Source organism: Bacillus sp. MYb209 (assembly GCF_002975175.1).
In the GTDB taxonomy this organism is placed as follows: domain Bacteria; phylum Bacillota; class Bacilli; order Bacillales; family Bacillaceae_G; genus Bacillus_A.
This window is the reverse complement of sequence record NZ_PCNZ01000003.1, coordinates 66,670-81,177: the sequence shown is the minus strand read 5'-3', so window position 1 is coordinate 81,177 and position 14,508 is coordinate 66,670. Positions and strand designations below refer to the sequence as shown.

The 14,508-nt window shown below is 31.6% G+C and carries 12 protein-coding genes, 2 pseudogenes and 1 riboswitch; of the genes and pseudogenes, 11 read left to right on the top strand and 3 right to left on the bottom strand.

From position 1 onward, the window contains the following. Positions 1 to 45 precede the first annotated feature (45 nt). The 5 genes and pseudogenes from CQZ94_RS07340 to CQZ94_RS07320 form a co-directional block, all read left to right on the top strand. Positions 46 to 897, top strand: a complete 852-nt coding sequence (locus CQZ94_RS07340; RefSeq protein ID WP_105584842.1) for a Cof-type HAD-IIB family hydrolase — start codon at positions 46 to 48, stop codon at positions 895 to 897. A gap of 332 nt (positions 898 to 1,229) precedes the next feature. Beyond that, on the top strand, positions 1,230 to 3,008 hold the full coding sequence (locus tag CQZ94_RS07335; RefSeq protein WP_105584841.1) for a PAS domain-containing sensor histidine kinase: 1,779 nt from the start codon (positions 1,230 to 1,232) through the stop codon (positions 3,006 to 3,008). 249 nt (positions 3,009 to 3,257) lie between these two features. Further along, positions 3,258 to 5,384: a peptidoglycan D,D-transpeptidase FtsI family protein gene (locus tag CQZ94_RS07330; protein WP_105584840.1), complete on the top strand. Its 2,127-nt coding sequence runs from the start codon at positions 3,258 to 3,260 to the stop codon at positions 5,382 to 5,384. A 76-nt stretch (positions 5,385 to 5,460) separates the two neighbouring features. Beyond that, positions 5,461 to 5,990 (top strand): annotated as a pseudogene (lepB, locus tag CQZ94_RS07325) (signal peptidase I). A 255-nt stretch (positions 5,991 to 6,245) separates the two neighbouring features. Beyond that, positions 6,246 to 6,368, top strand: a pseudogene (locus tag CQZ94_RS07320) (macrolide family glycosyltransferase); the annotation flags it as partial. A gap of 119 nt (positions 6,369 to 6,487) precedes the next feature. On the opposite strand, the gene CQZ94_RS07315 reads toward CQZ94_RS07320, so the two are convergent. After that, a complete protein-coding gene (locus CQZ94_RS07315) occupies positions 6,488 to 7,171 on the bottom strand; it encodes an aspartate/glutamate racemase family protein (RefSeq protein ID WP_142395772.1) in 684 nt (227 codons plus the stop codon). 150 nt (positions 7,172 to 7,321) lie between these two features. Then, positions 7,322 to 7,437: riboswitch (SAM riboswitch) on the top strand. A gap of 139 nt (positions 7,438 to 7,576) precedes the next feature. Between CQZ94_RS07315 and CQZ94_RS07310 the strand changes: the two genes are divergently transcribed. From CQZ94_RS07310 to CQZ94_RS07295, 4 genes are all read left to right on the top strand, one after another. After that, positions 7,577 to 8,125 carry an ECF-type riboflavin transporter substrate-binding protein gene (locus CQZ94_RS07310; RefSeq protein WP_105584838.1) on the top strand — a complete coding sequence of 183 codons (549 nt, stop codon included), beginning with the start codon at positions 7,577 to 7,579 and terminating at the stop codon, positions 8,123 to 8,125. A 10-nt stretch (positions 8,126 to 8,135) separates the two neighbouring features. Continuing rightward, positions 8,136 to 9,836 (top strand): ABC transporter ATP-binding protein, encoded by a 1,701-nt coding sequence (locus CQZ94_RS07305; protein ID WP_105584837.1) that lies wholly within the window; start codon positions 8,136 to 8,138, stop codon positions 9,834 to 9,836. Next, the gene (locus tag CQZ94_RS07300) at positions 9,829 to 10,629 is read left to right on the top strand and encodes an energy-coupling factor transporter transmembrane component T family protein (RefSeq protein WP_105584836.1); all 801 of its coding nucleotides are present in this window, start codon (positions 9,829 to 9,831) and stop codon (positions 10,627 to 10,629) included. The genes CQZ94_RS07305 and CQZ94_RS07300 overlap by 8 nt, the downstream gene beginning before the upstream one ends. Before the next feature lie 134 nt (positions 10,630 to 10,763). Continuing rightward, positions 10,764 to 10,862, top strand: coding sequence for a YjcZ family sporulation protein (locus CQZ94_RS07295; RefSeq protein WP_000007808.1), 99 nt, complete (start codon positions 10,764 to 10,766; stop codon positions 10,860 to 10,862). Positions 10,863 to 10,966: 104 nt separating this feature from the next. On the opposite strand, the gene CQZ94_RS07290 is transcribed toward CQZ94_RS07295, so the two are convergent. Together CQZ94_RS07290 and CQZ94_RS07285 are read right to left on the bottom strand one after the other, a co-directional pair. Further along, positions 10,967 to 12,286, bottom strand: coding sequence for a sensor histidine kinase (locus CQZ94_RS07290; RefSeq protein ID WP_105584835.1), 1,320 nt, complete (start codon positions 12,284 to 12,286; stop codon positions 10,967 to 10,969). 46 nt (positions 12,287 to 12,332) lie between these two features. Beyond that, on the bottom strand, positions 12,333 to 13,214 hold the full coding sequence (locus CQZ94_RS07285; RefSeq protein ID WP_105584834.1) for a protein kinase family protein: 882 nt from the start codon (positions 13,212 to 13,214) through the stop codon (positions 12,333 to 12,335). Between the two features lie 126 nt (positions 13,215 to 13,340). Here CQZ94_RS07285 and CQZ94_RS07280 point away from each other — a divergent pair, with 126 nt between their 5' ends. Together CQZ94_RS07280 and CQZ94_RS07275 are read left to right on the top strand one after the other, a co-directional pair. Further along, the gene (locus CQZ94_RS07280; protein ID WP_105584833.1) at positions 13,341 to 13,859 is read left to right on the top strand and encodes a GrpB family protein; all 519 of its coding nucleotides are present in this window, start codon (positions 13,341 to 13,343) and stop codon (positions 13,857 to 13,859) included. Positions 13,860 to 13,967: 108 nt separating this feature from the next. Further along, entirely contained in the window at positions 13,968 to 14,498 is a 531-nt protein-coding gene (locus tag CQZ94_RS07275; RefSeq protein WP_105584832.1) for a hypothetical protein, read from the top strand. The last annotated feature ends 10 nt before the right edge of the window (positions 14,499 to 14,508 follow it).

Sequence of the window (14,508 nt, the reverse complement as noted above, 5' to 3'; positions counted from 1 at the left end):
TTGTTAAATAGATCTCGTGTATTTATAGAAAGTGGTGAAGAAATAATGAAATTAATAGCAATTGACTTAGATGGGACCCTTCTTTCCGGTAATAAAATGATTAGCAAAGAAAATGCAGAAGCAATTCGAAAATGTCAGGAAGCAGGACATGTTGTGGCTATTTGTACAGGACGTTCGATCATTGATATTGAACGCTTATTGTTAGAAGTGAATTTAGACTGTCCAATTATTGCGGAAAATGGTGCCCTTATTTATACAGATAAGAAAATGATGAAGAGATATCCAATTCAAAACATCCATGCACTTGAAATTGTGGAATATCTTGAAGAAAGTGGTATGTATTATCAGCTCTATACTGATAAAGGAGTATATGTACCTCATTACGGAACTGAAAGTGTACTTAATGAAATTGAGAATGTGAAGAAATCCAATTTAGATGTCGATTTACAAGAGCTAGAAACGATTGCCGCATTATATATTAAGCATACAGCATTTCATAATGTTGAAAGTTGTAAGGAGATTGTAGAAAGTGATTTATATGTGCATAAACTTTTACCATTTTCTTATGACATAGAGAAATTAAAAAAAGTAAAAGAAAAGTTTCTATATAATACAGATTTAGCAATTACATCTTCATATTGGCATAATTTAGAGATTAACCATCGTGATGCTCAAAAAGGAAATGGCTTATATACTTTAGCAGAACATCTCAATATTCGATTTGAGAATACTGTAGCGATAGGTGATGGATTAAACGATGTTTCAATGATGGAAAAAGCAAATATATCGATTGCGATGGGGAATGCAGTAGATGAAATAAAGGCGATTTGCCATTTTGAAACATTATCAAATGAAGAAAATGGTGTTGCACATGCTTTATATAAGTATGTAATGTAATAAAAAAGTAAAAAAGAATCCTATTTGGATTCTTTTTTACTTTTTTATTAGGGGTAAGGTATTCTATGAGATTCATAGAAGCCTTATTACACTTTATTATATAGAATATATTGGTATAAATGTTTAAATTCTTCATATTATTTATGATTTTTTTATGAACTTTCTATATATTTTGCATTTTAATGCGCTGGATATTTTTTATTTTTAATTGAAAAATAAAATTTATTTGAATAATTATGCTATCACTATATACCTGTACGGACATTATTCGTATAATGGAGAAGTATGAATTTTAAACTGGTATTAAATTTACATATAGAGGTGAAAAAAGAATGAATGCGCGGCTAATGGAACTCATTGATGTGAATACAATAGAAACCATGGCAGAACAATTTTATAAATTGACAAATATATCACATCAACTTCTTGATGCTGAAAAAGAATGTGTTTTTTCATTCGGAATAAATGAAGTGAAAAAGAGTAAACTTCCAAAGGTAGAAATCCCCATTTTCTTATACAATCAACATTTAGGGTCTTTTGTTGTGTGGTCTAAAAAAAGTGAAATTTTCAATTGTCAAAAATACTTTGAAATGCTTTCGAATCTTATTATAGATGGAGCTGCAAATGCTATTCAAAGGAAAAATAATAATTTACTCTCTCGAAAAGAAGCGGAATTATTTATGATTTTACAAAACATGCCTGTTATGGTTGATGCGCTAGATTATAATGGAGATTTTGTTTTATGGAATCGTGAATGTGAAATTGTAACCGGTTATAAAGCCGAAGAAATTATTGGGAACCCAAATGCACTTCGAATATTATATCCCGATCATAACTATCGTCATCAAATACAGAAGAAATTTTTAACACACGGAAAAAATTTTAGAGATTGGGAAATGCGTTTAACATGTAAAAACGGTGAAATCAAAACGATAATGTGGTCCAACATTTCAGACGATTTTCCTGTGACAGGATTTAGCTACTGGGCTGTTGGTGTAGATATTACACATTTAAAAGCAATTGAAGAGCAGCTAAAACAACAAACTTCTGAATTGGAATTGATTTTTAAAGCTTTACCAGATTTATGTTTTTTAACAGAAGCTGATGGAACAATTATAGAATATAAAGCAGGATCCCCTACAAAATTTTACGTACCCGCAGAAACTTTTATGGGAAAAAAGTTTTACGAAGTATTACCATCTCCAGTAGCACAGCAATTTCGAGAAGCAATTCGTCAAGTAAAAGAGAAAGAATCTACAGTAATTGTTGAGTATCCACTGACACTTAATGGAAGTATCGATTTTTTTGAAGCTAGATGTTTACCATTATTGCAAGACAAAATTATGATTATTGTACGCGATGTTACAGAGCGGAAAAAGACAGAAGAATTGCTAAATAAATCAGATACACTTGCAGCTATTGGTCAATTAGCAGCTGGAGTAGCACATGAAGTGAGGAACCCTTTAACTGTAATAAAAGGATTTATACAATTATTCCAAATTAACAAAGAGGATCAAGAAAAATATTTTAATCTTATGCTTTCTGAAATCGAGAGAATTGAAGCAATCCTTCAGGAATTTTTGTCGATTGCTAAAACAGATAAAATCCCTACTGAGAAGAAAAATATTTGTCAAATATTTAAAAATGTTGTGTCGTTAATTAACACAAAAGCAATTATGACAAATATTCAAGTTGAGTTATTTACAGATTCCAAAGAGATGATTATTGAATGCTCTGAAAATCAATTAAAACAAGTATTTATTAATATTTTGCAAAATTCAATTGAAGCGATGCCAGATGGTGGGAAGATTTCAATTCATATTAAAGAAATGAATGAAGGCGGTATCATAATAGATGTAGTAGACGAAGGAATAGGGATACCAGAAGAAAGAATTAAGAGATTGGGTGAACCTTTTTATAGTACGAAAGAAAAAGGAACAGGAATCGGATTAATGCTAAGTTATAAAATCATTGAAAGTCACCATGGGACTATTAGTATTATGAGTGATGTTGGTGTCGGGACAACTGTAACAATTTACTTACCAAAATTTCAAAATGAACCGTCCATATCAAAGAGTGAAGATAGATCCGTAACAATACGCTCTATATAACTCGTAAATAATTAAATACGCAATAACAAAGGGCTTAGTGAAAACTAAGCCCTTTGTTATTGCGTATTTTTAAACTTTATTTAGTAAACTTTACCTTTTCTTTACCATTGCTTAAATTTCTATTAAGTTTTAAACATTATATTAATATTCATACAACGTAATGTTTAAAAAATAATATTACTTACTATATGGAGACTACATATAGTAAGTAATGAAACGAAAGTGATGTAGGGAGGAGATTATAACAAGGTGAAAAAGCAAAAAAAGAAGAACGGTCGGCCAATACCAATACGGTTAAATATTTTATTCTTTTGTGTGTTTTTATTATTTTCTGGAATTATAATCCAGTTAGGTAAAGTGCAAATTTTCGATGGAGAAACATATAAAAATGAAGTAGAGAAGAGGGAAAATGCAACAGTTAATCTTACAGTACCACGCGGGAAAATTTATGATCGTGAAGGTAAGCCAGTTGTTGATAATAAATCTTTACGTACAATTACATATACGAAGATGAAAGGTGTAAAGTCGGAAGATATGTTAAAAACTGCGAGACAACTTGCAGAAATAATTGAAATGCCGCAAGAAGATATAGATAAGTTAACCGAGACAGATAAGAAAGATTTTTGGATGCAATTAAATCCAAAAGTTGCTCAAAACTTAGTATCTAAAAAAGAAATAGATAAGTTTAGAGAAAATGATATTGCCGGAAAAGAGCTAGATAAAAAAACTGAAGAGTTAAAGAGAAAACGAGTTTCAGATAAAAACCTTCAAGAATTAACAGCTCAAGATATAGAAGTGTTGGCTATTAAAAGTAAAATGACTTCAGGATTTCAAATGGCACCTCAAATTATTAAAAAAGATGTTAGTGAAAAGGAATATACTGTGATTAGTGAAAACTTAGCAAACCTCCCAGGGGTAGATGCATCAGTTGATTGGGAGCGTTTCTATGTTAATGATGGTTTATTCCGCTCGGTACTTGGAAATGTTTCGAATGCTGATGAAGGATTACCACGTGAACGATTAGATTATTATTTAGTGCGTGATTATAGCCGGAATGATCGGGTCGGGAAAAGTTACATCGAACAACAATATGAAGATGTACTTCATGGTACGAAGAAAGAAGTAAGAAGTCTTGCTGATAAACAAGGTAATACGATTAGAACGGAAACAGTTTCCGAAGGGAAAAGCGGCAAGAATTTAACTTTAACAATAGATATGGAATTACAGAAAAAAGTTGAAGAGAGCATAGAAAAAATATTAAAGGCATACAAAGGTTCAGAATCGATGTTGGACCGTGCTTTCGTTGTAATGATAAATCCGAAAAATGGTCAAGTATTATCAATGGCTGGGAAAAAGTTAGTAGAAAAAGACGGGAAAACTGAAGTTGAAGATTACGCTTTAGGCACGATGACAAGTTCATATGAGCTTGGATCAACTGTGAAAGGTGCGACAGTGTTAACAGGGTTTGAAACAAAAGCTATAACACCAGGTACATACTTTTATGACGCACCTATGAAATTCAAAGGAACTAAGGAGAAAAAGTCTTGGAAAGAATTCGGAAATATTGATGATCTAAGAGCTTTACAAGTTTCTTCTAACGTCTATATGTTTAACACAGCATTAAAAATTGCAGGTGTGGATTATGTTAGAAATAGTTCACTAGATATTAAACAAGAATACTTTGATAAAATGAGATATTATTTCAGGCAATTCGGTTTAGGTGTTCCAACGGGCATTGATTTACCGAATGAAACAGCTGGACAAATAGGGAGAAAAGATAATCAGCCTGGTTTCTTATTAGACTTTTCCATTGGTCAGTATGATACGTATACACCACTTCAGCTTGCACAATATATTTCTACTATTGCAAATGGTGGGTATCGTATGAAACCACAAATTGTTCAAGAGATTAGAGAACAAACCGTGCAGAAAGATGAAATCGGCAAAGTGGTGCAATCAATAGAACCAGTTGTTTTAAATAGAGTGGATATGAAAGAGGATTATATAAATCAAGTAAAAGAAGGGTTTAGAAGGGTTTTCCAAGAAGGGGATGGAACGGGAGTAAGGGCGTTCCAAAAAGCACCATATAAACCTGCTGGTAAAACAGGAACCGCACAGACTGTATATGGTGGAGAAAGTAATATTGGCAGAAATGATAAAGGTGAACGTAGAGAATGCTATAATTTAACATTAGCGGGATATGCGCCTTATGATGATCCAGAAGTAGCATTTTCTGTTGTTGTACCATGGGTTATAAATGATAAATCGGGTATTAACTCTGATATTGGAAAAGATGTTTTAGATGCTTATTTCGAATTAAAGAACCAGAGGTTAAGTGGTGAAGCTACAAAAGTAGATAATTCAAAAGAGGATTAGAAAATTTGAAACGTCTCTAGTATTTAAATGAACTAGAGACGTTTTTACATATGTATAGATTAGAAATGAGGTATGTATGAATCGGTTTATATATAAATGTTTTGGGAAACTATGCATCTTTATTTTAGTGATTGGAGCGCTTATTTTAATAAATAAATCCTTTTTATTTTGCATGGTAGAAGGAATTTCAATGCAACCAACTTTAAATGAAAAAGATCGTATACTAGTTAATAAAGTTAGTGTATATTTATCTTCCTTTCATCATGGAGATGTAGTGATAATAAAAAAGAAAATGAGCCTACATACTATGTGAAACGAATTATTGGATTACCGGGGGATAAAATACTGCTAAAAAATGATGTAGTATATATAAATGGAAAGAAACAAGTTGAGTCGTATATAAAGTTAGATGTGTTACAAATATCAAATCGTTTTTCAAACTTTCCAGAAATAAAAGTACCCTCACATAAATTGTTTGTATTAGGAGATAATCGTAATCGTAGTAAAGATAGTAGGAATACGCTCGGACTTATTGATGAATCAAATGTAATAGGTAAAGTAGAAATGGTATATTATCCGTTTGATCAAATAAAACGGATAAAGTAATTTCGTACAAAATAATTCTATTAAGTATTCACCTTTTATAAATAAATACATATATTGATAGCATAGGACAAGCCAAAAGGCTTGTACCTTACCTCACTGAACACTCCTTATCACAGCTAGGCATCTACTTTTGTAGATGCCTTTTTTATATTGATGACTGACAATTATTTATCAATCTAAATTGGCAAGAGTCTTAGGTCTTTTAGGGGAAGTTTATCTGTAATAATAACTGTATACTTAATAAAAGAAAATGAAGTTCTTTTAAATGAAAAATATAAACATGGCATACGAAAACTTAATGATAGTTTTTTAGATTGTGGTGGCTCAAAAAAAGCAATTGCAGTCATTGATACACTTTTAAATAAAGTGAAACTTTAATCAGTGGGGTTTTGTTCATCCCCCACTGATTATTAGTCCACACCAATCGGGCTTTTGCGGGATAAATAGTTTTGAAATTATATAAGCATAGAGGCTCTCACTTTTATGCTTATATAGTGTTAACCCGCAAATTGTACAGCAGTATTCGCATGTAAATAAGCAGTATCAAAAACAGGAATCGATAGGTCGTTTTGAGAAATGAGCAAAGGAATTTCTGTACAGCCAAGTAGTATTCCTTCAGCACCGCTTTTAATTAATGTATTTGTGATTTGTAATAGCTTTTCTTTTGATGCATGTGAAATAATACCTCTACTTAATTCGTTTAATATGACATGATGAATAAAAGTTCTATCTTCTTCACTTGGGATAATTGTCTCAATGTTGTAATTTGCTAGTCGTGATTTATAGAAGTCTTGTTCCATCGTTTGTTTCGTCCCTAAAAGCCCAATACGTTTTATATTATGTTCTACCATTTTCTTTGCACTTACATCTCCAATATGAAGGAGTGGTATTGAAATTGCATTCTCTACTTCTTCAGCAAATAGATGTACAGTATTAGAACACATTAGTAAACATTCAGCTCCAGAGCCTTCCACCTTTTTTGCCACTGTGACTAATTCATTTTTCACTTCTTCATATTGATGATTTTGCAATAATGTAGTTACCTCCCTAAAGTCCATGCTATATAAAACAAGCTTCGCATTTTGATCATATTGAGAGAGAGTAAGTGTATTAATATGTTTATAATATAACGATGTCGATTCCCAACTTAGTCCGCCAATTAAGCCAATTACTTTCATCATGCATTCCTCCCGTAACAATTTTGAATTCATTATTTCATAATTCCGATAAGAATACAATGATTTAGATTAACTATTTACCGAAAAATAAAAATAGTAAGAAAAGTATTGAAATTATTTATTGTTAGTGCCATAATACAGATTACAAATACATACTTATCCAGAGAGGTAGAGGGAACGGCCCTATGAAGCCTCAGCAACCCCTATGTAATTACATAGGAAGGTGCTAATTCCGCAGAGGACACTATGTGTCTTTTGAAAGATAAGGGGATTCTTGTACGTGAAAGAAAATGACCTCTTATTTAAGAGGTCATTTTTTGTTGTATAGAAAGAAAGTGTCGATGCATAATTCATTTTCAAAATAAATATAGAGTATTAAAAGTTGAATAATACGAGAGGGGAATTGTAATGAACAAATTAACGACAAAGCTAGTAGTAGCTATTGGAATTGGAGCAGCTTTATACGGGGTATTAGGGCTTTGGGGATTTTCTATCGCACCGAATACATTTATTAAACCCGCATTGGCTATTTTAACAGTTTTTGGAGCGTTATTTGGCCCGGTAGCAGGACTTTTAATAGGACTCATCGGTCATACCGTTACAGATACGATCGCTGGTTGGGGTATTTGGTGGGGATGGGTTATTAGTTCAGGTATTATTGGTTTTGCAATGGGACTCATACAAAAAAGAGTTGGTTTTAGTGTAAAACATGGAACGTATAATAACCGTGATATTTCTTATTTTGCAATTGCAGGGTTAATTGGTATTGTCATAGCTATTATATTTGCTGGAGCATTCGATATTATTGTGATGGGAGAACCGTTTGACAAAATAGTTATACAAGTACTAGGCGCAACAATTGCAGACGTTATCGTATTTTTAGTTCTTGGCTTACCAATCACGATCGGTCTAGCGAAATCAAATAAGAAACATACACATTTAAAAATTGAAAGGTAGGGATGAATACATGCAACCAATTATTTCTTTTGAACAATTTACCTTTCAATATAGGCATGCCACGCAGCCTACTTTAAAAGATATTACATTTCAAATATATCCTGGGGAAAAAGTGCTAATAGCTGGACGAAGTGGTTCAGGGAAGTCAACATTAGCTCATTGTATAAATGGGCTAATCCCATTTTCTTACGAAGGGATAAGTACTGGTAACATTTTAATAGCTGGAAAGGATCCGAGAGAAGGCAGTATTTTTGAACAGAGTAAACATGTAGGAACAATATTACAAGATCAAGATTCGCAATTTATTGGCCTTACTGTCGAAGAGGATGTAGCATTTGCATTAGAAAACGATTGTGTAAATCAAATAGAAATGAAAAAGATTGTGACGGATTCTTTAAAAAAGGTAAGCATGCAGGAGTTTCATGCACAAAGTCCACATGAATTATCAGGAGGTCAAAAACAGACAGTCTCTCTTGCAGGTCTGCTAACGACAAATGCAGATATATTATTATTTGATGAACCGTTAGCTAATTTAGATCCTGCATGTAGTTTGAATACTATACAACTCATTAAAAATATACATGAGAAATATAATAGAACAATTTTAATTATTGAACATCGAATAGAAGAAATTTTAAACCTTGATTTAGATAAAATTATTTTAATAGATGAGGGAGAAGTTATTGCGATTGGCTCACCGGATAGTATTCTAAATTCTAATATATTACCAAATATCGGACTAAGAGAGCCTATTTATATAGAAGCTCTAAAGAAATTAAATTTTGACAGTAATAATGTTGGGGTATTTCCAATTGAAAATCTACGTAATGCAGGCGTTCATAACCTATTAAAGAACTGGATGTGGAAGCAAGTGTCATCTAAAAACACGTATATTAAAAAAGCCTTATGCAAGATAGAAAATTTATCATTTACGTACAATAACAAACATACAGCCTTAGAAGATATCAACCTTTCAATAGGAGAGGGAGAGATAGTAGCGTTATTGGGTCATAATGGAGCAGGGAAATCGACATTAGCTCATACTCTTATAGGAATAAATAAAACAAAGAATGGGAGAATAACATTCGATGGAGAAAATATAAATTCTTGGTCTATTCGTAAACGCGGGGAAGTTATTTCTTACGTTATGCAAAACCCAAATCAAATGATTACACAGCCCACTGTTTTAGAAGAAGTTTCATTTTCATTAAAATTAAAAAAAGTTTCTAAAGATGAGATTGAGAGTAGAGTCGAAAAAGCTTTAAGAATTTGTGGATTATACCCATTTCGTAACTGGCCAATTCAGGCATTAAGCTACGGACAAAAAAAGAGGCTTACTATTGCATCTGTACTTATAACAAACCCGAAACTTATTATATTAGATGAGCCGACAGCTGGACAAGATTATTACCATTACAAACAGTTTATGTCGTTTATTAGAAAACTGGCTGAAAAAGGCATATCCTTTATTATTATCACACACGATATGAATCTTGCTTTAGAATACGCAGATCGAGCGGTAGTTCTGCATGAAGGGAAAATCATTGCGGACAATACTGTATCCGCTGTATTAGGGGATCAAGGAACGTTACAAAGAGCTAATCTACGGGCGATTTCATTAATAAAACTAGCTAAATTAAGCGGAATTCCAACTCCAGAAAAGTTTGTGAAACTTTATATTGAGGCTAATAGGAGGGAGGAATATGCATAATACGTATTTTCATCGTATGGATGGTGCAATTAAATTATCTTTATTTATATTTTGTATGACACTTACTTTTTTATTTTTTGATTTTCGTATATTGCTAATTTTATTTATTATTGGATGTATCGGCCTCTTAATTGCAAAAATTCAATTGCGTAAAATTATAGTTATTTTCAGCGTTATATTTACATTTAGTTTATTAAATTCCGTTATGATTCTTTTCATTACGCCCACCCATGGATCGGAATTAACGGGAACGTATACCTCTTTTTTTCATATAGGTTATGCAACAATTACATATGAAACTTTATTTTATGCAGCTACACTTTCATTGAAATATTTTACGTTATTACCATTTACACTTCTTTTTATTTATACAACTCATCCAAGTGAATTTGTAAGCAGCTTAAATAAATTTGCTGTTCCTTATAAAATTACATATGCAATAAATATTGCACTGCGTTATATACCAAGTATTCAATCCGAATATATTATCATTAGACACGCACAGGAAGCAAGAGGCGTACCTTTTGAAAAAGGAGAAGCGAGCTTGTGGATTCGTATGAAAAACCGTGTTTTAATTTTTTGGCCACTTATTATTCATTCATTAGAAAGGATTGATACTGTTTCAAATGCAATGGATTTAAGAGGGTTTGGAAAGAAGGATAAACGAACGTGGTACTATGCAAAGGACGCACAAAAGGAGGATTACATCACACTTTTTGTTGGTATTATCATTTTGATTATTGCAGTTTACTTAAAGCTGAATGTATTCCAAAGTTTCTGGTACCCATTTTAAAGCACTCTCAATAGAGTACTTTTACTAATTTTATGAAGACATGCTCAAAAAAGGGAGATACACATACTGTATAATACGGACCAGTTAAAATGATCAACTACCTATTAGTTTTCAAACCAAAAGGAGGAGAAAATATGAGTTTCGGCGGTTCTTGTGGTTTTGGTGGAGGTTTCGCATTATTAGTTGTGTTATTTATTTTATTAATTATTGTTGGATGTAGCTGTTGGAGCTAAGGGTACTAATTTCTAATTAGTCTCTAAAAAATGTAAACTTTAAAAAACATAGCAGATACTTTTTGTATCGAAATAAATGAAAAAGGAGCTTAATAGCTCCTTTTTCATTTATTATACGAAATCTCCTCATTACTGTATTTAGGTAACGTGATGGTTAAAGTAGTTCCTTTATTTATAACACTTCGGATTTTCAATGTGCCTCGCATCGTTTCGATAATTTTTACAGCAACCATCGTTCCTAAACCCGTACCTTTCGTTTTTGTACTAAAATATGGTTCGCCAAATCGATTAATTTGCTCTTGCGACATTCCAATTCCACTATCTTGAATCCTTATTATGATCTTATTATTACTAACAGTTACAGAAATAATTAGATTGCCGCCACTTGGCATTGCTTCTATACTGTTTTTTATTAAATTTAAAAAGCATTGATGGAAGTGCTGTGTATTACCAATAATTGTTCCCTCTGAGAACTCTTTTGTAATATTAATATTATTCATGTTACAAAAAGGCAACATCATATTAATAACTCGATTTAACTCGTGCTCCACTGAAATATGATTTAGTCTTTCTGAAGCCGGTTTGGCAAAAGTTAAGTAATCATCAATAATTGCTTGTGCACGGTTTAACTCTTCAAGAATATGTTCAATATACTCATCTTTGGATTGTTGAGTTATATTAGGTGTTTTTAAAAGTTGGGTAAATCCTTTTACAACAGTCAATGGATTCCTTACTTCATGTGAAATACTTGCAGCGAGTTGGCTGACAATCTCCATTTTTTCAACTTTTATTAATTTTGATCGCATGAATATTGCATCTTTTAAAACCTCATTAAAATAGACCATAAATAATATTAAAATAGTTGGTAATAGAATGAAATAAATAATGTACAAATTATTTACTTCAAAATCTGATAGAGTTAAAACAATTACTGTTGTAAATATTGCAAGGAAAAAAGTTAAAAACATAGATGAAGCTACTTTCATTTTCCGATTGTATGTATTAAATTTTGATGATGAGAATGCTGTAATTATTAACATCGTTCCATAAACAATGATTGTTAACAGGCTAAAACCATAAAACATAAAACGTGTTATTAATAAAATCATGAGTAATGCAATACCGACAGGAAATCCACCATAAAGTGTACCAATTAAAAAGGGGATTTGTCTTAAATCGTGAATACAATCTTCATCCATATAGATGGGATACCGCATACATAAAATTAATGGGATGCTCGTACAAAGAATGATAAGTAGTTTCTTATATTTCTTCCCGAAGTACCCACTATCATAAATAAAATAAAAAATAAATATACTGCTTAAAATATAAAGAAGATTATTTAAAACATTTTGATTAATGTAAACAAAGTTCATAATACATGCCCCGTTATCCTGAATTTCAATTCCATATGTATTATACATTATAAAAGTACGAGTTTTACATGTGCTTTTATAATGTATGTAGTTTTTATAGCTTTTCAGCGTTATATACTTTTAACCATTCATTATTAAATTCTTCCATTGACGCATAGCGCTCACTGCGATTTTCATTTACAGCACGGTATGCTAATTCATATAAGCCTTCACTAGCTTCCCATTTTATAAAGGAACGATCTTGCCCGCCACCTAAAAGTGCAAAAGCTATAGCCCCCATATTAAATACGTTTGTTTTTCCGTCTATTATAGAGTTAAGCTGAAACTCTTCAGGTGACATAAAACGTGATGAACCCCAAAGTCTTCCCATTGTATTTACATAAGGTTTTTTACTGTATAAATCAATGTCGCAAATTTTTGTTTCATTTGTTTTAAAGTTATATAAAATACTCCCATCGTAAAAATCAATTGCCACATAGTTTTTTTGTTCTACATAAACATGGAAAGAAAAAATAGAGTTTAATGAAATTAGTCGATCCCTAACGGATAATCTCTTATATTTATAAAATGGTGAGTTAGGATCATTGTATTTTGCTGGGGGTGGGAAACTCCAGTGCGGGTGAAGACATTCACCGTCAAACCAATCAAAAATTAAAGCATATCCATGCTGTACAGGGTAGTGATCAATTAAATTTATAAGAGAAACGTGTTTTAATTCATTGTATATAGTAACTGAGTTTTTTAATCTTTTTATAGCTTCATTTGCAGAAGCGTTATATGCGAGTGTTTGTGCCCCTGCATATTTAATAAACTTCTTTTTCCCATTCTTTTCAACACCGAAACTTATATTACCGGAATCTTGTTGGTCAAAAACTGCAAATACTGTTCCTAGTTTCGTAAGCCAATCAAAATTATGATGTTTTTTTAGTTGGAATGTGACAGTATTTAACTGGATTTCAACTGGAATATCTTTCATTATTCACCTCATATTTAATATACTTAAGTTGTCTATTACAGTATTCGACATATTTTGTGAAATCCCTAGGTTAATAAACTTAAATTTTATAAATATAATGATGTACAGTTATAAGGAGGAAAGAAAATGGATGGAAAAATCATAATTAAACCGTACCAACATTATTGGCATACAGAGTTTTTAAATGAAAAAAATAAAATTGTGCCGTTACTAAATGAAGAAATTATCACTATTGAACATATAGGAAGCACAGCCGTAGAAGGATTAGGGGCTAAACCTCTTATTGATATGATGATCGGCGTAACAAATTTACAAATTACCGAAAATTGGAGGGAACCACTAGCAGAAATTGGCTATGAATATGTTCCTAAAAAAACACCTAATTGGCGTTTTTTTAGAAAGGGTAAATGGAGAGCTGGTACCCACCATTTACATGTTTATATTTATAATAGCGAGGAATGGAGGAACAACCTTTTATTTCGAGACTTTCTAATAAATCATGAGTGGGCACGTGAAGAATATAGAAAATTAAAAGAGATGCTTGCTGCTACATATCCTTTTGATCGTGTTTCATATACAAATGCAAAGGCCCCATTTATTCAAAAGATAATAATTTTAGCGAAAAATGATCGATACAAAGTTTAAGTAGTTTTGAAATTCTCATTTTATTTTAATCTTTCTCTCATGCTCCTTTCTTTTTTATTTGATAGACTGCTGATTACAGAGCCTTTAAAAGCAAGGGGATTAAATAAAATGGAGAAAATACTTAGAAATAAATATTTCCATATTTATGTTAAAATAATAGGTATTACTATTATTATTTGCAGTGTAGAATTGCTATTTATTAATGTTATGTACGGGAACGTATTAAATGTACAATGGTTAAATAAGAAATTAGGTTCTTTCGGTGAATATGGGGCAATTATAGCTGCATCATTATGGTTCTTACGTCATATATGGTTATTTTTAAAGAAGAAAAATATACACGGATTTAAAATAATTAAAGAGCTATATCTTTTTATAAAACATTTTCACGTATTAATTGGATACGCTGTAATAGCTGTTGCGACTACTCACGGTGTTTACTTTTTAATAAAAGGAAGTCGTCATATAATACTAATATACAGTGGTATATTTTCTCTTTTAACCTTAATAACATTAGGGGTTGCGGGATTTGTTTTACAGAAATCTAATCAGAAAACAAAATTGAAGATGTATCGAAAAGTACATCAATTCATTGCGGTTATATTCGAAATAGGATTACTTATTCATTTAATCGTATAGGAGGAAGTGT